The organism is Streptomyces sp. NBC_01255, assembly GCF_036226445.1.
Taxonomy (GTDB): Bacteria; Actinomycetota; Actinomycetes; order Streptomycetales; family Streptomycetaceae; genus Streptomyces.
The window spans coordinates 3,975,606-3,995,532 of sequence record NZ_CP108474.1; the positions used below are offsets into that span (position 1 = coordinate 3,975,606).

The window sequence follows — 19,927 nt, forward strand, 5'->3', positions numbered from 1 at the left end:
GTCATAGGCGCCTGCCAGGATCACGCACATGACAGCCGGAGAAGATCTCGTTCCCCGCGTGGCGGCGAAGGCCAGGGCCACTTCCACGACGTTGCCTCCCGCCGCCAGTGCCGAGGAGATCGCCTCGGCAGAGGCAGTTCTCGGCTTCGCACTCCCGCCTCTGCTGGCGAGCCTGTACCGGGAGGTGGCCAACGGTGGCTACGGACCCGAGTATCAGCTCCTTCCGCTGGTCGGAGCAGGACGCACGGTGCTGAGCGAGTACCAGTCCGAACGATCCGGTTCAGCTCAGGGAGAGACACCGTTCTGGCCGGCGGGCGTGCTGCCGATCCTCGACTGGGGCTGCGCCATGTACGCCGCGGTGGACTGCCGCAGCGAGACCGCCACGGTCCTCCTCTTCGAGCCGAACGCCATGACGGACGACGGAGCCGCCGCCTGGTTCGTCGACGCCGGGAGTCTGGCCGAATGGCTCGAAACCTGGCTTGCCGGAACAGGGTGGTACCGGGAGGACGCCTATGAGAACACAGATGAAGAACCGGAGGACATGCCACCGTGGGAGCTCGCCGCTTCCCGGATCGCGGAGTGAACGAACCGCGGGATGAACTCGCTGAGCTCCATGAAGCGGCTCCTCACCCGACGGCAACCCAGCCCGACCGCCCCTGACCTCCACCTGGTGAGAGGTCCTGCACGGTGCCGCGTGATCCAGACAAGAGCGGGCTGTGCCGGACCGTGCACTCACGCATCGCTCACGCACAATCGATGAATACGCCTGAGGGTTCGAGTGATCAGGGCTTGAGGAGGGCGGCTGCCTCGCGGGCGGCGTCGATGGCTCCGGCGCGGGCGGCCTGCCGGTCGTCGTCGCTGCGGGCGTAGGCCACGGAGATGACCATGTTGCTGCGGCGGAAGAAGACCTGCGCGGTGATGTTCTTGCCGGGTACGGGCGGCCGGAAGCGGAGAAGGGCTTCGTCGCCGAGGCCGAGCAGGTCTTCCTGGGTGTCCTTCTCCCAGCCCAGTTCTCCGTCGGTGCGCTGCTCGCGCATGTCCTTCTCAGCCAGTTCGACGTTGAGACGGCTGGCGAAGAGGTGCACATTGGCCCGGTACTTCCCCTTCTCACGCGGGGCTGCCCAGGTGCAGGAGGCCACGTCCTCGCGTCCGCCGTACGCCTCGGGCACGAGCCGGTGGATCGTCTCGGGGGTGACGAGCTCGCAGAACCGCGGATCGGCCGTGAACTCGCCCTCCTGCTCGCCCTCCCACCACCGCCATGTCCAGAAGGCAGCCAGGGTGACGACGATCAGCGCGATCGCGGCGGCGAAGACGAGACGCGAGGGGGCGGCGGACCGAGTCGGCACGACGGGCCCGGCGGCCTCGGGGGGTATGGTCACCGCCGCAGCATAGGGGCCACCGAGACCCCCCTCCAGGACCCGGCTCCGCGGGACAACCAGCGCCCCGACGCCTCACCCGGCCCCGCTGCAGGGAACACGCGTCCCTGAGGCCGAGAACGTCTCTGGGCAGGATGGGCGTCTGGTCAGCCGAAGGCGAGCTCGCGGAAGCGGTTGCGTGCGAACCCGCGCTATAAGCTTGGGAATCACTCGGCACTCGGGGGTCGGAACGCCTGGTGACCTGCGGAAACGTCCGCTGCGGAGCCGAGTTCCGGAGCCCGCGGAACCCCCGTGTCGACCGCTGTTTACCGCCCTGACTGGCGCGTAGTGGCACGAGTCGTGTGCTGCCCGGCGTCACAGGTACCTCGGTCGTCGGGACGACGCTCGGCGTCAGCGGAGGTTCTTCCAGAACGCATGATTGTGGTCCTTGGTGAACTCCGTGCGCTTCCACGGTCCCGAGGCCAGCGACTGCACGTAACCGCCGCTGCGGAAGCTCGGCCAGTCCGTTTTTCCGGACTCGGCGAAGTCCACCCAGGTGTCCGTCATTCGCTTGCCGAGGCGTTCCTGCTTCTCAGTCAGCTTCTCGAACAGAGGCAGCTTGAGGTCGAAGAGGTAGGACAGCTCCGACATGTGCGAGGCGCGGAGCTCGAAGCTGAGCTTCGGGTCGCCTGCCCATGAGGGCGTCTCGCGCTCACTGAACTCGAACATCCGGGTCGGAGTCCACTGCGACAGCAGCCGGGCGGTGTCCAGCGTCGGAACCGACCAGGTGCGATCGGTCAGGACCGTTGCCAGGGCCTCGCCGGCAGAGCTGAAGCGGCTCAGCGGGTAGCGGGCCAGTACCGCGTCGGACTGGGCGCCGAACTCCTTGCGGATTTCGGGCTCGTACGCCTCGGGCGGCATGGGATCGCCCGTCAGCTCCTGGCCGAGGATCCGGCCGCGCTCCTCGTCGTGGTTGACCCCGATGAGGACCGGGACGCGGTTGAACCTGCCCGTGCGCAGCGCCTCGGCCGGGGCCAGTGGCATGAGGTCCGTACCGGCGATCGGGCGGGGCTCGTTCCAGGTCCCGTACGCCTTCATGAGCGTGGCCGCGTCCGTGCCTCGCAGGCAGGACTCCGCATCATCGCAGTCCTTGCCCTCCTTGGACTTCAGCTTCTTGAGCTCGGCGAGCGTGGCCTTGGCCTCGGCCTCGGCTTCCTCCCGGGTGCGGGAGCCACCCGTGGCGCAGGGCGCGCTCTGCACGATGGCGCGGTCGAACAGTCCGGCCGACTTCGGCGAGGCGAGGTGGCCGCAGACGCTGTACCCGCCGCCGGACTCACCCATGATCGTCACGTTGCCGGGATCGCCCCCGAAGACGCCCGCGTTGGCGCGGACCCAGCGCAGCGCCGCCTGCTGGTCCTCCAGGCCGAGGCCGCCGGAGGTCCTGAGGGCCGGATGGGACAGGAAGCCCATGACGCCGAGCCGGTAGTTGACCGACACGACGACGGCGCCCTCGGCTGCCAGCCGCTCGGGGCCGTAGAGGTCGCCACTGCCGAACATCAGGCTGCCGCCGTGGATCCACACGATCACCGGCCGCTTGGCGGCCCGCTTCACGGGGGTGGTGACGTTCAGGTACAGGCAGTCCTCGGCCTCGCTGGGGACTCCGACGGGCAGCCCCTTCGGCTGCGCGCAGGGGGATCCGGGCGCGGTCGCCTCACGCACCCCGGCCCAGGCGGCGGCGGGCTGCGGCGAGGCCCAGCGCAGGTCGCCCACCGGCGGGGCGGCGTACGGGATGCCCTGGAAGCTGCGCAGGCCGTCGCTGTCGGCGGTGCCACGCACGGCGCCGCCGGTGGTGCCGACCACCGGGCCGGCGGTGCTGCCTGCTGCCGCTCGCGCGGGGGTGGTCGGCCCGACGCCCAGGCCCAGGCCCAGCGTGGTCAGCGTGAGGGCGGCGGCGATGAACCCCTTGGAAACGTTCCTGGTGTGTCTCATGGCCCGAACGCTACGCAGATTTGCGCGATCGTGCAATACGCTTGTCTAACTCGATCGTGTGAGGCGTTCGTGTCACACGGGCGCTAGGCTCCTGAGCATGGGAAACCGCGAAGCCCTGCTCATCGGCGCCAAAGCCTGCCTGCGGGAAAAGGGATACGACCGCACCTCTGTGCGTGACATCGCCACGGCCGCCGGAGTGAGCACGGCCGCCGTCGGCTACCACTACGGCTCACGCGAGGCACTGCTCAACCAGGCCCTGTTCGAGATCCTCGACGAGTGGGGCGACGCGATGGGCCGGGCGCTGGTCCCCGACGCCGACGGCTCCTCCAGAGCGCACTTCGAGCGCATCTGGGAGAGCCTGATCGAGGACTTCGGTGCGCACCCCGACCTCTGGCTCGCCTCGGTGGAACTGTTCATGCAGGCCCAGCGGCAGCCGGAGCTGCGCGCCGCTCTGGCCGGGGGTACCGCTCAGGGGCGGCGTGGCATGGCGGCCATCCTGGACGGCGTCCGCGAGGAGGAGGTGTCGGACGCCTCCGTCCGCACCCTCGGCGCCGTGCAGTTGGCGCTCGTGTCGGGTGTGATGCTCCAGTGCCTCAGCGACCCCTCCAGCGCCCCCACCGCTGCCGAGGTGCTCGAAGGCGTCCAGGCCCTGGCCGAGTTGGCGCGCTGACCATGACAGACAACGAAGAAGGCTCAGGTCGCTGACCTGGGCCTTCCCTCAAGAGCGGATGACGGGAATCGAACCCGCGCCATAAGCTTGGGAATCACCCGATACCTAACCTTATGCATGACCCCTGACCTGCGGGAATGCGACCCGAACCCCTCGTCCGGCAAGGTCCAGCGGACCTCCTGACGCCCGCTGTTTACCGGTCCTGCTGGGCACGTTGTGGCACGCAGCCTGGGTGGGGCGCGAAGACGGGGGCGAACCCGAACCGCACCGGCGTCGAACGCAGGGGCCGTGCCGGCGGGATTCTCTCAGCGCGGCTGCTCGCGCCCCAGCCGCCTCCTGTGGTCGAACCGTTGCAGGAAGCATCGCCACCGGCGTCAGCAGGCGTTCCCGGGCGAGGCGTCTGTCGAGGCGCCGGGTACCCGCGGCGTTCTCGGCGGATCGGCTGACTCTCTCGCGTACTGGCGGCACTCGCCGGTGAAGACGGCGGCGAGTTCGGTCTTGAGCAGGGGCGCCACGAACGGGACCACGGCCGCTTCGGCGGCGCCCTCGGGCTCGCGGTAGACCTGGAGTGCGAGGCCCTCCATCACGGCGGCGAGGCGGACGGCCGCCGCCGACGGATCCACGTCCTCGTCGACCTCGCCGCACTCCTTGCCGTTGTGGACGGCGCGGGCGATGTCCTCGCGCAGCTTACGAGCGGCCTCGGTGTCGACGGCCGCGAGGGCGGGGGCGTCGAGGGCTCGGCCGGCGAACGCGCGGGTGACGCGGTATTCGGCGCGGCGGGCCTCGTCCAGGGGGATGTACTCGGTCATCACCTCCGCCATGACCCGTGCGAGGGGTCGCTTGTGCTCGACCCCGTCCCTGATCCGCTCATCGACGCGCGCGCGGATGCGGGCCGAGACCTCGCGGAAGGCATGGAGCAGCATCTCGTCCTTGGTGCGGAAGTAGTGCTGGACGAGCCCGACGGACATGCCTGCGGTGGCGGCCGTGCGGGCGACGGTGACGGCGTCGAGCCCGTGTGCGGTGATCAACTGGCTGACAGCGTCGGCGATCTGACGTCGGCGTTCTTCGTGGTCGGCGGTTCGCGGCACTTGATAACCGTACCAGCGTACGGTTATAACCGTATTCCCATACGGTTATTTGGCGTGCCTCACGGAAGGACGACGCCCCATGCTCAACCCGCTCCGCCGCGCCGCCGCAGCGGCGACAGCCCTCCTGCTCGGCCTGCTTCCCTTAGGTCATGCGCCGGCCGCGGCCGACTCGCCCATCCCCGCGGACCGCTTGGCGGCCGTGGACGCCTACGTGCACGACCGCATGGAGGCCACCCGTACGCCCGGGCTCTCCTACGCCGTCGTCGGACCCGACGGGCCGATCCACACACGCGCCAGGGGAACGGACGGATACGGCGAACCGGTCACGATCGAAACCCCCTTCCTCTGGGGCTCGGTCGCCAAACCGATCGCCGCGAGTGCCGTGATGACCCTCGTGCAGGACGGGCGCCTCCGGCTCGACGACCCGGTCGTCGAGCACTTGCCCGGCTTCCGTTTCGGCGGCTCCGGTCACGCTTCTCGCGTCACCGTCCGCCACCTGCTCCAGCAGACCGCCGGCCTGCCCGAGTCGGCCACCTTCGAGGTCACCGACTGTGTCGACGCCGACTGCCCGGGAGCGGTGCAGCGCGTAGCCGAGCTGGACGACGTACCTCCACTCGGACCGCCCGGCACCACGTACACGTACAGCAGCGCCAACTACCTCGTGCTGGCCGCCGTCGTCGAGTCCGTGACCGGTCGCCCCTTCGCCGACCACCTTCGGGACAGCGTCCTGCGCCCGGCCGGCATGGACGGGGCGATCGCCGACCGGGCGTCCGCACGCGAGCGGAACCTTCCGCCCGGGCACCAGCTCCTCTGGGGCATACCGTCCGCGATCGCCGACGGCGTGGACGACGACGGCGCCGCCTACGGCTACACGGGCGGTGACCTGAACGACCTCGCCGCGTTCGCCTCCCTCCAGCTCCGGTCAGGGAGGACCGGCAACGGCACGACGATCCTGACGCCCGAGTCCGTCCGCCTGATGCGGCAATCCGGCCGACTCCACCCGTCCGGCGCCGACACCGGATACGGACTCGGCTGGCGCGTCGGGGGCCTTGAGGCTCCCCTCGGCAGCGCGATCTGGCACACCGGTGCCACCCCTGGCTACTCCGCGATGCTCTTCCTCCTGCCGAAGCAGAACATCGCCCTCGTCCTCCAGCAGAACCTCCACGGCCTCCTCCACGACGGTGCCGTCATGGAAGTCGGCTTCGGCGCGGCCCGCATCCTCGCCGGCGGCACCACCCCCACCGACGCACCCTCCGCCGCGACGTACCACGCCACCGTCTGGGGCCTCACCGCCCTGGCCCTCACCCTCCTCGCGGGCACCTACCAGTCCGCCCGCCTGCTCCGCCGACGGCCCGTGCCCCGCCGCATCGTGCCCACCGTCCTGTGGTGTCTGGCCGGCGCCCTGCCCTGGATCGCCATGGCGGCAGCCCTCACCCTCATCGGGCCCAGAGCGCTGTGGACCTGGACACCCGACGCCTTCATCGCCCTCTGCACGGCAACCGCCGCCGGGACCGCCACCATCGCCCTGCGGCTCACCACCGCATACGTCGGCAGAGACAGCGCCCGGCGTCCGGCCTCCCCGGGGCGAGTCCGCAGTGCCTGAAGGGTGAGGATCGCGCGACCGTACGAGGAGCGGGAAGGTGCCAGTTCCGGGAGGACCGTAAAACGTAGGTGGCACGGCCGTGATCATGCGAAAGGGCCGGCGCCGGGGAAACATGCCCCTGCGCTGGCCCTTTGTCTTGAGCCCCCTGTCGGGTTCGAACCGACGACCCCCGCTTTACAAGAGCGGTGCTCTGGCCAGCTGAGCTAAGGAGGCAGCGAGTGCAGTGTAACCAACCCCGCCCGGGCGGCGGCCGGAAATCTCACGTCCTCTGGGTGGCTGACAGATCGGGCATGGGCAGGTAGCGTCACTTGCGGTTCACCCAGGTGGACTAGACCTCAATCCTTCCTTTACTCGGATCGTCCGGCACGTTCCTGCCGGTGAAGGGATACACCACCATGGCTTCCGTCACTTTCGACAAGGCGACCCGGGTCTACCCCGGTGCCACCAAGCCCTCCGTCGACCAGCTCGACATCGAGATCGCCGACGGCGAGTTCCTCGTCCTCGTCGGGCCCTCCGGCTGTGGCAAGTCGACCTCGCTCCGCATGCTCGCGGGGCTCGAGGACGTCAACGCCGGCTCCATCCGCATCGGTGACCGCGACGTCACGCACCTGCCGCCGAAGGACCGGGACATCGCGATGGTGTTCCAGAACTACGCGCTGTACCCGCACATGACCGTCGCCGACAACATGGGCTTCGCGCTCAAGATCGCCGGCGTCAACAAGAGCGAGATCCGCGCCAAGGTCGAAGAGGCCGCGAAGATCCTCGACCTCACCGAGTACCTCGACCGCAAGCCGAAGGCGCTCTCCGGCGGTCAGCGTCAGCGTGTCGCCATGGGTCGCGCCATCGTGCGTGAGCCGCAGGTCTTCCTCATGGACGAGCCGCTGTCGAACCTCGACGCGAAGCTCCGTGTCTCGACCCGTACGCAGATCGCCGGTCTCCAGCGCCGCCTCGGCATCACCACGGTCTACGTCACCCACGACCAGACCGAGGCCCTCACCATGGGCGACCGCGTCGCCGTGCTGAAGGACGGTCTGCTCCAGCAGGTCGACTCCCCGCGCAACATGTACGACCGGCCCGCCAACCTCTTCGTCGCCGGCTTCATCGGCTCCCCCGCCATGAACCTGATCGAGGTCCCGATCACCGACGGCGGCGTGAAGTTCGGCAACAGCGTCGTCCCCGTCTCCCGCGACGCCATCGCCGCCGCCTCCGCCAACGGCGACACGACGGTCACCGTCGGCATCCGCCCCGAGCACTTCGACGTGCAGGGCTCGGAGAGCGACCAGGGCCTGGCCGTGACGGTCAACGTCGTCGAGGAGCTCGGCTCCGACGGCTTCATCTACGGCTCCACCCGCGTCGGCGGCGAGGACAAGGACCTCGTCGTCCGCGTCGGCGGCCGTGACGTCCCCGCCAAGGGCTCCACGCTCCACGTCGTCCCGCGCGCCGCCGAGCTGCACGTCTTCTCCACCTCCACGGGCGCCCGCCTCAGCGACTGACCCGTAGCGCTTCACTGAACGGCCCCGCATCTCTTGCAGATGCGGGGCCGTTCGCCTAAGAGGTCCAAGTCGTGGTTTACCCCGGAAAACCCCGGCATTCAGGGCCCGCCCACGACCCCCGCGTCAACACGGAATTCGAAAAGCCGCCTCGAACCATCCCCCGCGAGAGTGACTAAATGTCGCCATATCACTACCGGCCGCTACGCTCGCCTGCGTGACGCACACTGCCCGCCGAATCGGCCGCTCTCTCGCCCTCGTCCTGCCCGTCGTCCTGGTGCTCTCGGGAACGCTCGCGGTGTCCGCCGTTCCGTGGGCCGGCCAGGACTCCACCACCCAGCTGACGGCCTCCTCCACGGACGTCTCCGTCCGCGCCAAGTCCCGTGCCCCGCAGGATATTCTCCGCGACCAGCTCCTCGCAGAGCTTCAGGAGAAGGACCCCGGCACGGCCCTCACGCACCTCCAGCGCGAGGTCGAGAACCGGCCTTCCCTCGCCGAGCACTGCATGTCCATCGCCCGCGCCCTCGGCCGCGCCGCCGTCAAGCACTACGGCCCCTCCCGCGCCCAGTCCTTCTCCCGCCCGGTCTGCGACACCTCGTACGCGACCGGTGTCATGCGCACGAGCTGAGCCGGGAGCTGAGACCTCAGCCGAGCCGTGAGTCGAGTCGGGAGTCGAGCCGCACGCCGAGCCACGGGCTGAGCATCGTCGTGCGCCCAGCCGCCCTCCGGCGCACGGGGCGCCTATCGTTCCCCGTATGCACACCAATCCGACGCAGGCCGTGGTCCTGGCGGGCGGCCAGGGCTCGCGGCTGCGCCCCTACACCGACGACCGCCCCAAGCCGATGGTCGAGATCCCGGGCACCGGGACCCCGATCATCGGCCATCAGCTTTCCTGGCTCGCCGCCGAGGGCGTGACCGACGCAGTCGTCTCCTGCGGCCACCTCGCCGAAGTCCTCCAGGAGTGGCTGGAAACCGCCGACCTCCCCCTCAAGGTGACGACCGTCGTCGAGTCCGAGCCCCTGGGCCGCGGTGGCGGCCTCAAGTACGCCGCCGCGCATCTGCCCTCGCCGGACCAGCCCTGGTACGCGACCAACGGCGACATCTGGACCCGCTTCTCGCTCCGCGAGATGGCCGCGTTCCACGACGAGCGGGACGCCGTCGCGACCCTCGCCCTGGCCCGCCCCCGCATCCCCTGGGGCGCCGTCGAGACCGACACCTTCGGGCACATCACCGACTTCGTCGAGTCACCCCCGTCGCCGTTCCTCATCAACGCCGGCGTGTACGTCTTCTCCGCGGCCTTCACCGAGCTCCTCCCGGACCTCGGCGACCACGAGCGGACCACCTTCCCCCGGCTCGCCCGCGAACGCCGCCTCGCCGGCTTCCCGCTGCCCCAGGGGGCGTACTGGCGCGCCATCGACACCGCCAAGGACCTGACCGAGGCCGCCAAGGAGCTTGCCGCCCAGCGGGCCTGAGACACCCCGGGAGGACGAGTACGTACGCGTGAGGGCGGCGCCGCTTCTTCGCGGCGCCGCCCTCTCTCGTACGCGTACGTGTGCGCGTACGTGTGCGCGTACGTGTGCGCGTACGTGTGCGCGTGCTCCTGCCCGCGTCAGCCCAGCAGGCCGCCGATCGGGTTCCTCGCGCCGCCCGTCGTCGAGCCGCTCTCCGTCGGCGTGCTGCTGCCGCCCGTCGAGCCCGTCGAACCGGTGGAGCCGCCGCTCGACGTGCCGCCCGTGCTCGTCGGGGTGTCGCTGGTGGTCGGCGGGGGCGCCGGGTCCGACTGCGTCGGCGGGCGCGTGGTCGTCGTGGACGAGGAGCCCGTGGTGCCGCTGCCCTGCGTGGCCGTCGGGCGCTGTTCCTGCGTGCGGGTGGCCTCCCGGGTCGTCTCGGTCGGCCGGGTCGCCTCCTCGGTCTCCTCGCGCCCTGCGGTGGCCTCCGTCGTCTCGGACGTCTCGGACGTCGCGGACGGCTCCGGCGCGGTGGAGGCGCTCCCGGAGGGGGCTCGGCGCGTCGGCTCCGTGGGGAGCGGGCGGCCGGGGAGGTGGTTGATCGGGTCGTCGTTGGGGCCCGGGACGGTGACCATCTCGGTCGAGCGGACCGCGCCGCCGAGGACGGAGCCGATGAGGAGGGTGAGGCCGACGACGACCGAGGCGAGGAGGGTGCTGCGGCGCGTGACGCGGCGGCGCAGGGCCCAGAGTTCGGCGCGGGGGCCGAGGGTGCGCCAGGCCTCTCCCGCGAGGCGGCCGTCGATCGAGTACACGGGGGCGCCGGCGATGATCAGCGGGGACCAGGCGGCCAGGTAGATGATGTCGGCCGAGTCGTAGACCGGGACGGTCTTCCAGCTGACGGTCAGGATGAGCGCGGCGGAGAGCAGGGCGCCGACGACGGCGGCCGCCCGCTGCCAGAGGCCGAGCACGGTGAGGACGCCGACGACGACCTGGAGGAACGCGACGGTGAGCCCGGCGCCCACGGGGTGCTGGAGGGCGAAGTCGCGGAGCGGTTCGGCGAGGGCCCACGGGTGCAGCGAGTTGAGCCACTTCACCATGGAGCCGCGCTCGCCGCCGTCGAAGTAGACGGGGTCGCAGAGCTTGCCCATGCCCGCGTAGATGGAGATGAAGCCGAGGAAGACGCGGAGCGGGAGGAGGACGACGCCGAGGTTCATCCGGCGGCCCGGGTAGTACGCGTGCCGGACGGGGTCGTGCGCCTGGCGCCGGCCGTCGCGGCCCTCCCGGCCGTCCGCCGTGCCGTACGCCGTGTCGTCCCCGTACGGCCCGGGGGTCTCGGGCCGGAGCTCGTACACGTCGTCGTAGGCGCCCTCGGCGCGACGCATCGGCGGCAGCAGCGGCCCGGCGGCCTCGGCGGGCACCATCGGGGTGGGCATCGTGTCGTCGATGCGCGGGATGGCCTGGGTCGCGCCCGCGTCGAGCCCTGCGTCCAGGCCGGAGTGTCCGGCGTGTCCCGCGTGCCCGAGGCGTCCGCCCGGTGCACCATGGCCGCCGTGACCGACCGCCGGGTCCAGGGTGGAGACGGCGGAGGACTCGCGTACGGCCTGGAGCAGACCGGTCGCGCCCGGCGCGGACTTCCCCGTCCACACGACGGGACGGCGGCGCGGCGCGCCCCCTCCCGCACCGGCTGCGGCTCCCGCTCCCGCGAGTGCGGCGACGCGCGGGTTCGCGGCGAACGTCGGCGCCTGTGCCGGCGCGAGCCGCACACGGAAGCTGGCGTGGTTCACGATCACCTGGGCGGGATCTGAGTCCACTTTGACCATGCTCAGCGCGGGCTGATCGTCGAACCCCGGCCGGGGCGTTCTGGTGTCCACACTCATCTAACCGAGTGATCTGGGTTTAGGACACTGCCTTGACAGCTCGCAAATGTCCGAGACCCGTCAAGATCAACGCCGCGGCCGAGGCCGGTCGTCCGAAGAAGTGTTGCGATGCGTGGTGCGGAGAAGTGTTACGCCATACGGCGGCGGGCCGCCTCGTACAGCACGACACCCGCGGCCACACCCGCGTTGAGCGACTCCGCGCCACCCGGCATGGGGATGCGGACGAGGTAGTCGCAGGTCTCGCCGACGAGGCGCGACAGGCCCTTGCCCTCGGAGCCGACGACGATGACGACCGGGCCGGACAGCGCCTCCAGCTCGTGGACCTCGTGGTCACCGTCGGCGGCGAGGCCGACGACCGTGAGACCGGCCTTCTGGTACTGCTCCAGGCAGCGGGTCAGGTTGGTGGCGCGGGCGACCGGGGTACGGGCGGCGGTGCCGGCCGAGGTCTTCCACGCACCGGCCGTCATGCCGGCGGCGCGGCGCTCGGGGACGACCACGCCGTGGCCGCCGAAGGCCGCGACGGAGCGGACGACGGCGCCGAGGTTCCGCGGGTCGGTGATGCCGTCGAGGGCGACGATCAGCGGGTCCTCGCGCTCGTCGAAGGCGGCCGCGGCGAGGTCCTCGGGGTGCGCGTACTCGTACGGCGGGACCTGGAGGACGAGACCCTGGTGGTTCAGGTTGTTCGTCATCCGGTCGAGCTCGGGGCGCGGCGCCTCCATGATGTGGATGTTGCCGCGGCCGGTGGCGAGGTTCAGGGCCTCGCGCACGCGCTCGTCGTTGTCGATGAACTGCTGGACGTACAGGGTCGTGGCGGGCACCCCGTCGCGCAGCGCCTCGAAGACCGGGTTGCGGCCGACGACCATCTCGGACGTCCCCTTGCCACCGCGGCGCGCGACGGGCTTGCGCTTGGCCACGTTCCGGGCCATCGCGTTGGAGACGCGGAACGCCTTGTGGCCCTTGCGGTCGGTGGCCTTGGGCGTCGGGCCCTTGCCTTCGAGGCCCTTGCGCCGCTGGCCACCGCTGCCGACCGTCGCACCCTTCTTGTTCGACGTGCGACGGTTCCTGCGCTGGCTGTTCCCGGCCATGACTACCTATTTCCTCTAATGCCTGCGTACACAAGTCTGTAACTGAAGTGTGCCGCCCGGAGCCCCGAGCGGCACGTCTTCTAACGGTTGCCCAGCGTCCAGCGGGGGCCGTCGGGGCTGTCCTCGATGGCGAGACCGGAGTGGCTCAGCTGATCGCGGATCGCGTCCGCGGTCGCCCAGTCCTTCCGCTCGCGGGCCGACTCGCGCTGCTGGAGCACGAGCCGTACGAGGGTGTCGACGACGCCGTGGAGCTCCTCGCCGCCACCGGACTCGTCGGCCCAGTGCGGGTCGAGCGGGTCCAGGCCGAGGACGCCGAGCATGGCGCGGACCTCGGCGAGGCGGGCGATGGCCTCGTCCTTGTCGTCCGCCGCGAGGGCGCTGTTGCCCTGGCGGACGGTGGTGTGGATGATCGCGAGCGCGTGCGGCACGCCCAGGTCGTCGTCCATGGCCTCGGCGAAGGCCGGCGGCACCTCGTCGGCAGGGGCGACGGTCGTCCCCGCCTTCTCGGTGGCGCGCTGGACGAACCCCTCGATACGGGCGAACGCCGACTCGGCCTCGCGCAGGGACTCCTCGCTGTACTCGATCATCGAGCGGTAGTGCGGGGTGCCCAGGTAGTAGCGGAGGACGATGGGACGCCAGTTCTTGACCATCTCCGACACCAGCACGCTGTTGCCGAGCGACTTCGACATCTTCTCGCCGGCCATGGTGACCCAGGCGTTGTGCACCCAGTACTTCGCGAAGTCGTCGCCGTAGGCCTTGGCCTGGGCGATCTCGTTCTCGTGGTGCGGGAAGATCAGGTCGAGGCCGCCGCCGTGGATGTCGAAGGCGGAGCCGAGGTACTTGTGGGCCATGGCCGAGCACTCCAGGTGCCAGCCGGGGCGGCCGCGGCCCCACGGGGTCTCCCAGTCGGGCTCGCCCGGCTTGGTCGCCTTCCACATCGCGAAGTCGCGCGGGTCGCGCTTGCCGGTGATGCCGTCCTCGGCGGGCTGCCGCAGGTCGTCGATGTCCTGGTTCGACAGCTCCAGGTAGCCCGGGAAGGAGCGCACGTCGAAGTAGACGCTGCCGTCGGCCTCGTACGCGTGACCGCGCTCGATGAGGCCGCGCATCATCTCGATCATCTCGGGGACGTGCCCGGTGGCGCGGGGCTCGTAGGTGGGCGGCAGGCAACCGAGCGCGTCGTAACCGGAGTTGAACGCGCGCTCGTTCTCGTAGCCGATCGACCACCAGGGGCGGCCCTGGTCCGCGCCCTTGGCGATGATCTTGTCGTCGATGTCGGTGACGTTCCGGATGAACGTGACGTCGTAGCCGCGGTAGGCGAACCAGCGGCGCATGATGTCGAAGTTCAGCCCCGACCGGATGTGGCCGATGTGCGGGGCGGCCTGGACGGTCGCGCCACAGAGGTAGATCGAGACACAGCCCGGTGTGAGCGGGGTGAAGTCACGGATCTGCCGGGCGCTGGTGTCGTACAGGCGAATAGTCACCACTCCAGGGTAGTGGGCGTGTGGTAGTGCCCCGCGACCCTGTCGGCTGACGCGGGACACGTTTTTCACGCCCTCTGCTGCGATACGGGGTAGACGAGGGCCGTCGCGAGGGCGGCGAGGCCCTCGGCGCGGCCGGTCAGGCCGAGCCCGTCGGTGGTCGTGCCGGACACGGAGACGGGTGCGCCGGCCGCCGCGCTCAGCGCCTTCTGGGCCTCGTCGCGGCGCTTGCCGACCTTGGGGCGGACGCCGACGACCTGGACGGCGATGTTGCCGATCTCGTATCCCTCGGCGCGGACGATCCGGGCGGCCTCGGCGAGGAGGGTGACGCCGGAGGCGCCGGACCACTCGGGGCGCGAGGTGCCGAAGTGGGCGCCGAGGTCGCCGATGCCGGCGGCGGAGAAGAGTGCGTCGCAGGCGGCGTGGGCGGCGACGTCACCGTCGGAGTGGCCGGCGAGGCCGTACCCGTCGTTCTCGTCGGCGTCCCAGAGGAGTCCGGCGCACCACAGCTCGCGGCCCTTCTCGAAGGCGTGGACGTCGGTGCCGATGCCGGTGCGCGGCAGCACGGGGAGATCAGAAGCCATCGTTGGCCCTCCTGCGGGCGAGTACGGCCTCGGCGAGGACGAGGTCGAGCGGACGGGTCACCTTGAACGCCTCCTCGTGGCCGGGCACGACGACGACGGGCGCGCCGAGCCGCTCGACCATGCCGGCGTCGTCGGTGGCGCCTTCACCGGTGAGGGCGATGGTGGCGTGGGCGTTGACCAGCGTGTCGTGGTCGAAGCCCTGCGGGGTCTGGACGGCGCGGAGGCGGGCGCGGACCGGCGTGGCGACGACCTGCTCGGGGTCGCCGGGCTTCTCGGCCGGCTCGACCTCCTTGACGGTGTCCGCGACGGGCAGCGCGGGGACGACGGCGACGGCCCCGTCGCGTACGGCCTCGATGACGGCGTCCACGGTGTCGACGGGGACCAGGGGGCGGGCCGCGTCGTGGACGAGGACGGTGGTGATGCCCTCGGGCAGCGCCTGGAGTCCGAGGTGGACGGACTCCTGGCGGGTGTCGCCGCCGGGGACGACGACGTAGTCGGTCCGCTCGGGGAGGGCGTGGTCGTCGAGGAGGTGCTTGACCTCGGCGGCGCCGTCGGGGGGTGCGACCACGACGACGAGCGAGACCGCGCGGGAGGCGGCCATCGCGCGGACGGCGTGGATGAGCATGGGGGTGCCGTTCAGCGCGCGGAGCGCCTTGGGGGCGCCCGGGCCGAGGCGTACGCCCCGTCCGGCAGCCGGGATCACCACGGCGGTACGAGGAGGACGCGCTTCGTCTGACATCGGTTGCACTCCGGCAGGTTTGTTTCCGCGGCCGACATGGGTATGGCCTCACCGTGCCGGACGCGACGCCTTGACCGGGCCCTTTCCGTGACGACGGTCGAGGCGTTGCCGCGTGAGCACAGGGGTTCGGACGTAACAGGGGGTGCGGGTTCTCTTCAGCGGTACGTGCGGGGTTGCCCGGCTCTGCCGGCCTTGCCCGTGTGCGTACGGTCGCGCGTACGCTCCGCATACGTACGCGAACATGCCGCAGCGCCCGGCGACAGCGCTGTGTGGTTCACAGCGCGCCAGCGGGCACCGCGGCATCGCTTCACTTGGAAGCACGCTCGGAACGAATCGCCCGGAAAGATCCGGTTGCCGGGCAGGGCCCGGTCGACCGGAAGAGACCGGAGCGATTCAGAGCGCGCTCACTCAGGACGCGAGGACCTCGTCGAGGAGAGCCTCGGCCTTGTCCTCGTTCGTGTTCTCCGCGAGAGCCAGCTCGCTCACCAGGATCTGCCGAGCCTTGGCAAGCATCCGCTTCTCACCGGCGGACAGCCCGCGCTCGCGCTCCCGGCGCCACAGGTCGCGCACTACTTCGGCGACCTTGATGACATCGCCGGAGGCGAGCTTCTCGAGATTTGCCTTGTAGCGACGGGACCAGTTCGTCGGCTCTTCGGCGTACGGCGCGCGCAGCACCTCGAAGACCCGGTCCAGCCCGTCTTGACCGACCACGTCGCGAACACCGACGAACTCCGCATTGTCCGCCGGTACACGAACCGTCAGGTCGCCCTGCGCGACCTTGAGCACCAAGTAGGTCTTGTCCACGCCTTTGATCTGGCGAGTTTCGATGGCCTCGATCAGCGCGGCCCCGTGATGGGGATAGACCACGGTGTCGCCAACCTTGAACGTCATGTGACAGGTACCCCTTCCGTGGCTATCCAGGGTAACACGGATACTGGTTCTTCTGAATGGCGTTTTCGCAGGTCAGAGCATATCTCGGGGCTTGACAACAGCATCACGAACGTGCTGCGGAGGGCTTCCGGAAGGCGGTATTCGCAGGTCGGAGCCGCTGTGCGGACGGAGAGAAACGCGCACGTTACACGTACCAGGAACCCCTCCAGGGAGGGGCGATGTCCTGGTTTGTCGGGTTCGGGGCGCCCTTCTTCGCGTACTCCGTTCGAGGATCGACCACCCGTACGGATGCATGCCGGGGTGATTCCGGAATTGATCAGGTCGACGACGGTCCGCGATTTCCCGGAGCGGGGCTGCGGGGAATGCGGGGCGACCCTCGAATTGATCAAGGCGGTTATGTGAACAACAGGTCAATGGGTCGCGATCCGGCCACGGGGGCCCGCTCACGCGCCCGCTCACGAGCCTGCTCACGGCGACGGCCGGGCGCCCCTCGGGCCGGGGCTCCGGGAACCCCATGGGGGCCCACCGGCAACTGCCACGGCCGGTTAGGGGCGGGTCGGGTGCGGGACGGAGAGTGCGGCTCGGTAACCTAAGCGCGCTGACACACCTTTAGCTGTTCCTTGGTCCCCAAACCTGTCCGTTCGTCCTAGGAGATGCCGCCGCCGTGAGCCGCAGCCTTCGACGCGGCGCCCTCGCCGCCTCTGCCCTCGTGTTCTCCATCGCCGCGCTGTCCGCCTGTGCTGCGGGCAACGACGCGCAGACCCTCGGAGTCAAGCCGGACAACGCGGCCGTCACCGTGGACGACGTCAAGATCCAGAACGCGCTCGTCATCACCCAGCCCCACCAGGGTGTGAAGGGCCCGGCCGTCGTCTCGGCCACCGTCTTCAACAACGGCAGCGCGCCGCAGACCCTCGACGCGATCACCCTGCCGGGTACGAGCGCGACGGTGAAGCTGACGCCGGCCGCGGGCAGCACCGGCCCGATCACCGTCCCGGCGCTCGGCTCCGTCGTGATCGGCGGCGCGGGCAACGCGACCGCGACGATCGAGAACGGCACCGAGGCCGCCAGGAAGGGCGACGCGCAGGAGGTCGTCTTCAAGCTCAGCAAGACCGGCGACGTCGGCCTGGAGGCCTTCGTCGTCCCGGCGACGAGCTACTTCAAGGAGTACGGCCCGTCGGTCGTCCCCGCTCCCCCGGGCTCCTCGCCGACCGCCTCGGCGCCGGCCGAGGGCGAGCACGGCGGCGAGGCCGAGCACGGCACCGACGCCTCCGCCGAGGCGACGACCGCCGGTCACTGACCGAGCGGCAGCAGGACATACGTGTGAAGGGGCGCCCCCGGTCGGGGGCGCCCCTTCACACGTATGTCCGCCTCGTTTACGGCTCGACCTTGCAGCCCAGGATTTACGGCTCGAACTTGTAGCCCAGGCCGCGGACCGTCACCAGGTAGCGCGGGGCGCCGGGATCCGGTTCGAGCCCCGTCCCACGTGCGCCCCTCGCACTGGTCGGCCCTGGGGGCCTCACAGGCTTCGGGGCGCTGTGCCGGACTCCGTCCGGCCGCCTCGGCCGGGGTCGGCCTACGGCTCGAACTTGTAGCCCAGGCCGCGGACCGTCACCAGGTAGCGCGGGGCGCCGGGATCCGGTTCGATCTTGGCGCGGAGGCGCTTCACGTGGACGTCGAGGGTCTTGGTGTCGCCGACGTAGTCCGCGCCCCACACCCGGTCGATGAGCTGCATACGGGTCAGTACGCGGCCCGCGTTGCGCAGCAGCATCTCCAGGAGGTCGAACTCCTTCAGCGGCAGGTCGACCTTGCCGCCCGAGACCGTCACCACGTGGCGGTCGACGTCCATGCGGACCGGGCCGGCCTCCAGGGCCGCCGGGGTGACCTCCTCCGGCTCTCCGCGGCGGCGGAGCACCGCGCGGATGCGGGCGACGAGCTCCCGCGAGGAGAAGGGCTTGGTCACGTAGTCGTCGGCTCCTATTTCCAGGCCGACGACCTTGTCGATCTCGCTGTCCTTGGCGGTCACCATGATCACCGGGACGTTCGAGCGGCCGCGCAGCTGGCGGCACACCTCGGTACCGGGCAGGCCCGGAAGCATCAGGTCGAGGAGGACGAGGTCGGCTCCGTTGCGCTCGAACTCGTCGAGACCGTCGGGCCCGGTCGCCGCCACGGCGACCTCGAAGCCTTCCTTGCGGAGCATGTACGACAGGGCGTCGCTGAAGGATTCCTCATCCTCGACGACGAGCACTCGGGTCACGGAAGGACCTCCGGGGCGGGAAGCGGTTCGGTCATGAGATCTGGGGTGGGAGAAGAGACGGGCCGGCGGTCCCGTGCGGAGCCCGCCTCGGGCAGCCGCAGGGTGAACGTGGAGCCCTGACCCTCGGTGCTCCATACGGTGACCTCGCCACCGTGTGAGGCGGCCACGTGCTTGACGATGGCGAGGCCGAGCCCCGTACCGCCGGTGGCACGGGAGCGGGCCGGGTCGACGCGGTAGAAGCGCTCGAAGACGCGCTCCTTGTCCTTGTCGGGGATGCCGATGCCCTGGTCGGTGACGGCTATCTCGATCAGGTCGCCGCCGGGCGCGGCGATCTTGCGGGCCGCGATGCCGACGCGGGTGTGGGCGGGTGAGTAGTTGACGGCGTTCTCGACGAGGTTGCCGAGGGCCGCGGCGAGCTGGCCGCGGCTCCCCCAGACTCGCAGGTCGGCCGCTCCGCCGGAGACCATGGCGATCTGCTTGGTGGAAGCGGTGTGCCGGGAGCGGTCGATCGCCTCGGCGACGAGCTCGTCCACGGACACCGGCTCGGAGTCCTCCAGCGGGTCGTCGTTCTGCACGCGGGAGAGGTCGATGAGCTCCTGTACGAGGTTGGTGAGGCGGGTCGCCTCGATCTGCATGCGGCCGGCGAAGCGGGTGACCGCCTCGGGGTCGTCCGAGGCGTCCATGACCGCCTCGGAGAGCAGGGAGAGCGCGCCCGTGGGCGTCTTGAGCTCATGGCTCACGTTGGCGACGAAGTCGCGCCGCACCGCTTCGATACGACGGGCCTCGGTGAGGTCCTCGACCAGCAGCAGCACGAGCCGCGACCCCAGCGGGGCGACCCGGGCGGAGACGGCGAGGGCTTCGCCGCGTCCGGTGCCGCGCCGGGCCAGGTCCAGCTCGACCTGTCGTATCTCCCCGTCGCGACGGGTGTCGCGGGCCATGTTGAGCATGGGCTCCACGGCCAGCTTGCCGCCCCGGACCAGGCCGAGGGCGTACGCCGCCGAACTGGCCTTGACCACGGAGTCGCTCTCGTCGAGGACGACTGCGGAGGAGCGCAGTACGGACAGCACGGTGTCGACGCCGGGCGGGAGCACGGCGTCGGTGTGCAGGGAGGTTCGGGTGGGCCGCGCCTGGTCGCGCTCGCTCCAGCGGAACGCCAGCATGGCGATCACGCCGGTGCACACGCCGGCGATCGCTGCCAATGCGGCGACCGCCGCGTTCACGTCCATGCCCTCAAGGTTATGCGGGGTGGAGGACACTCTCCCAGCCGTCCGAGTGGCTGCTCGAACAGTCGTCGCCCAGAGTTCACCGTGGAGACGGTGGTGGTTCATTTGCTGCGACGGCGGCAGTGGCGCGTGTCGCCCAGAGTTCACCTAGAG

The 19,927-nt window shown here is 70.6% G+C and carries 18 protein-coding genes and 1 tRNA gene; 7 read left to right on the forward strand and 12 right to left on the reverse strand.

The annotated features are described in order from the left end of the window. Positions 1–58 precede the first annotated feature (58 nt). Entirely contained in the window at positions 59–583 is a 525-nt protein-coding gene (locus OG357_RS17560; protein ID WP_329622056.1) for an SMI1/KNR4 family protein, read from the forward strand. Between the two features lie 199 nt (positions 584–782). Here OG357_RS17560 and OG357_RS17565 read toward each other — a convergent pair whose 3' ends face one another. Continuing rightward, positions 783–1,379 carry a hypothetical protein gene (locus OG357_RS17565; RefSeq protein ID WP_329622057.1) on the reverse strand — a complete coding sequence of 199 codons (597 nt, stop codon included), beginning with the start codon at positions 1,377–1,379 and terminating at the stop codon, positions 783–785. Positions 1,380–1,766: 387 nt separating this feature from the next. Then, positions 1,767–3,344 (reverse strand): carboxylesterase/lipase family protein, encoded by a 1,578-nt coding sequence (locus OG357_RS17570; RefSeq protein WP_329622058.1) that lies wholly within the window; start codon positions 3,342–3,344, stop codon positions 1,767–1,769. 97 nt (positions 3,345–3,441) lie between these two features. On the opposite strand from OG357_RS17570, the gene OG357_RS17575 reads away from it, so the two are divergent. Next, positions 3,442–4,014, forward strand: coding sequence for a TetR/AcrR family transcriptional regulator (locus OG357_RS17575; RefSeq protein ID WP_329622059.1), 573 nt, complete (start codon positions 3,442–3,444; stop codon positions 4,012–4,014). A gap of 374 nt (positions 4,015–4,388) precedes the next feature. Here OG357_RS17575 and OG357_RS17580 read toward each other — a convergent pair whose 3' ends face one another. Beyond that, on the reverse strand, positions 4,389–5,102 hold the full coding sequence (locus OG357_RS17580) for a TetR/AcrR family transcriptional regulator (RefSeq protein ID WP_329622060.1): 714 nt from the start codon (positions 5,100–5,102) through the stop codon (positions 4,389–4,391). A gap of 79 nt (positions 5,103–5,181) precedes the next feature. Between OG357_RS17580 and OG357_RS17585 the strand changes: the two genes are divergently transcribed. Next, a complete protein-coding gene (locus OG357_RS17585; RefSeq protein WP_329622061.1) occupies positions 5,182–6,705 on the forward strand; it encodes a serine hydrolase domain-containing protein in 1,524 nt (507 codons plus the stop codon). Positions 6,706–6,844: 139 nt separating this feature from the next. Here the strand turns inward: OG357_RS17585 and OG357_RS17590 are convergent. After that, positions 6,845–6,918 (reverse strand) — tRNA-Thr (locus tag OG357_RS17590). Positions 6,919–7,100: 182 nt separating this feature from the next. On the opposite strand from OG357_RS17590, the gene OG357_RS17595 reads away from it, so the two are divergent. The 3 genes from OG357_RS17595 to OG357_RS17605 all read left to right on the forward strand — a co-directional run bounded on the left by OG357_RS17595 (position 7,101) and on the right by OG357_RS17605 (position 9,667). Beyond that, entirely contained in the window at positions 7,101–8,198 is a 1,098-nt protein-coding gene (locus OG357_RS17595) for an ABC transporter ATP-binding protein (protein WP_317597777.1), read from the forward strand. A 214-nt stretch (positions 8,199–8,412) separates the two neighbouring features. Further along, a complete protein-coding gene (locus OG357_RS17600) occupies positions 8,413–8,823 on the forward strand; it encodes a hypothetical protein (RefSeq protein WP_329622062.1) in 411 nt (136 codons plus the stop codon). Positions 8,824–8,950: 127 nt separating this feature from the next. Beyond that, a complete protein-coding gene (locus OG357_RS17605; protein WP_317597773.1) occupies positions 8,951–9,667 on the forward strand; it encodes a nucleotidyltransferase family protein in 717 nt (238 codons plus the stop codon). 137 nt (positions 9,668–9,804) lie between these two features. On the opposite strand, the gene OG357_RS17610 is transcribed toward OG357_RS17605, so the two are convergent. The 6 genes from OG357_RS17610 to OG357_RS17635 form a co-directional block, all read right to left on the reverse strand. Beyond that, entirely contained in the window at positions 9,805–11,520 is a 1,716-nt protein-coding gene (locus OG357_RS17610) for a DoxX family membrane protein (RefSeq protein WP_329622063.1), read from the reverse strand. A 128-nt stretch (positions 11,521–11,648) separates the two neighbouring features. Further along, the gene (rlmB, locus tag OG357_RS17615) at positions 11,649–12,605 is read right to left on the reverse strand and encodes a 23S rRNA (guanosine(2251)-2'-O)-methyltransferase RlmB (RefSeq protein ID WP_329622064.1); all 957 of its coding nucleotides are present in this window, start codon (positions 12,603–12,605) and stop codon (positions 11,649–11,651) included. Positions 12,606–12,685: 80 nt separating this feature from the next. After that, positions 12,686–14,086 carry a cysteine--tRNA ligase gene (cysS, locus tag OG357_RS17620; protein ID WP_329622065.1) on the reverse strand — a complete coding sequence of 467 codons (1,401 nt, stop codon included), beginning with the start codon at positions 14,084–14,086 and terminating at the stop codon, positions 12,686–12,688. A 65-nt stretch (positions 14,087–14,151) separates the two neighbouring features. Then, positions 14,152–14,667, reverse strand: coding sequence for a 2-C-methyl-D-erythritol 2,4-cyclodiphosphate synthase (gene ispF / locus OG357_RS17625; RefSeq protein ID WP_329622066.1), 516 nt, complete (start codon positions 14,665–14,667; stop codon positions 14,152–14,154). Beyond that, on the reverse strand, positions 14,657–15,406 hold the full coding sequence (gene ispD / locus OG357_RS17630) for a 2-C-methyl-D-erythritol 4-phosphate cytidylyltransferase (protein WP_329622067.1): 750 nt from the start codon (positions 15,404–15,406) through the stop codon (positions 14,657–14,659). The genes ispF and ispD overlap by 11 nt, the downstream gene beginning before the upstream one ends. A 408-nt stretch (positions 15,407–15,814) precedes the next feature. Then, a complete protein-coding gene (locus OG357_RS17635; RefSeq protein WP_003953493.1) occupies positions 15,815–16,297 on the reverse strand; it encodes a CarD family transcriptional regulator in 483 nt (160 codons plus the stop codon). Positions 16,298–16,961: 664 nt separating this feature from the next. On the opposite strand from OG357_RS17635, the gene OG357_RS17640 reads away from it, so the two are divergent. Continuing rightward, positions 16,962–17,594 carry a DUF461 domain-containing protein gene (locus OG357_RS17640; RefSeq protein WP_329622068.1) on the forward strand — a complete coding sequence of 211 codons (633 nt, stop codon included), beginning with the start codon at positions 16,962–16,964 and terminating at the stop codon, positions 17,592–17,594. A 276-nt stretch (positions 17,595–17,870) separates the two neighbouring features. On the opposite strand, the gene OG357_RS17645 is transcribed toward OG357_RS17640, so the two are convergent. Beyond that, a complete protein-coding gene (locus OG357_RS17645) occupies positions 17,871–18,551 on the reverse strand; it encodes a response regulator transcription factor (protein WP_017242433.1) in 681 nt (226 codons plus the stop codon). Next, positions 18,548–19,777 (reverse strand): sensor histidine kinase, encoded by a 1,230-nt coding sequence (locus tag OG357_RS17650; RefSeq protein WP_329622069.1) that lies wholly within the window; start codon positions 19,775–19,777, stop codon positions 18,548–18,550. Before OG357_RS17650 ends, OG357_RS17645 begins: the two co-directional genes overlap by 4 nt. Between the last annotated feature and the right edge of the window lie 150 nt (positions 19,778–19,927).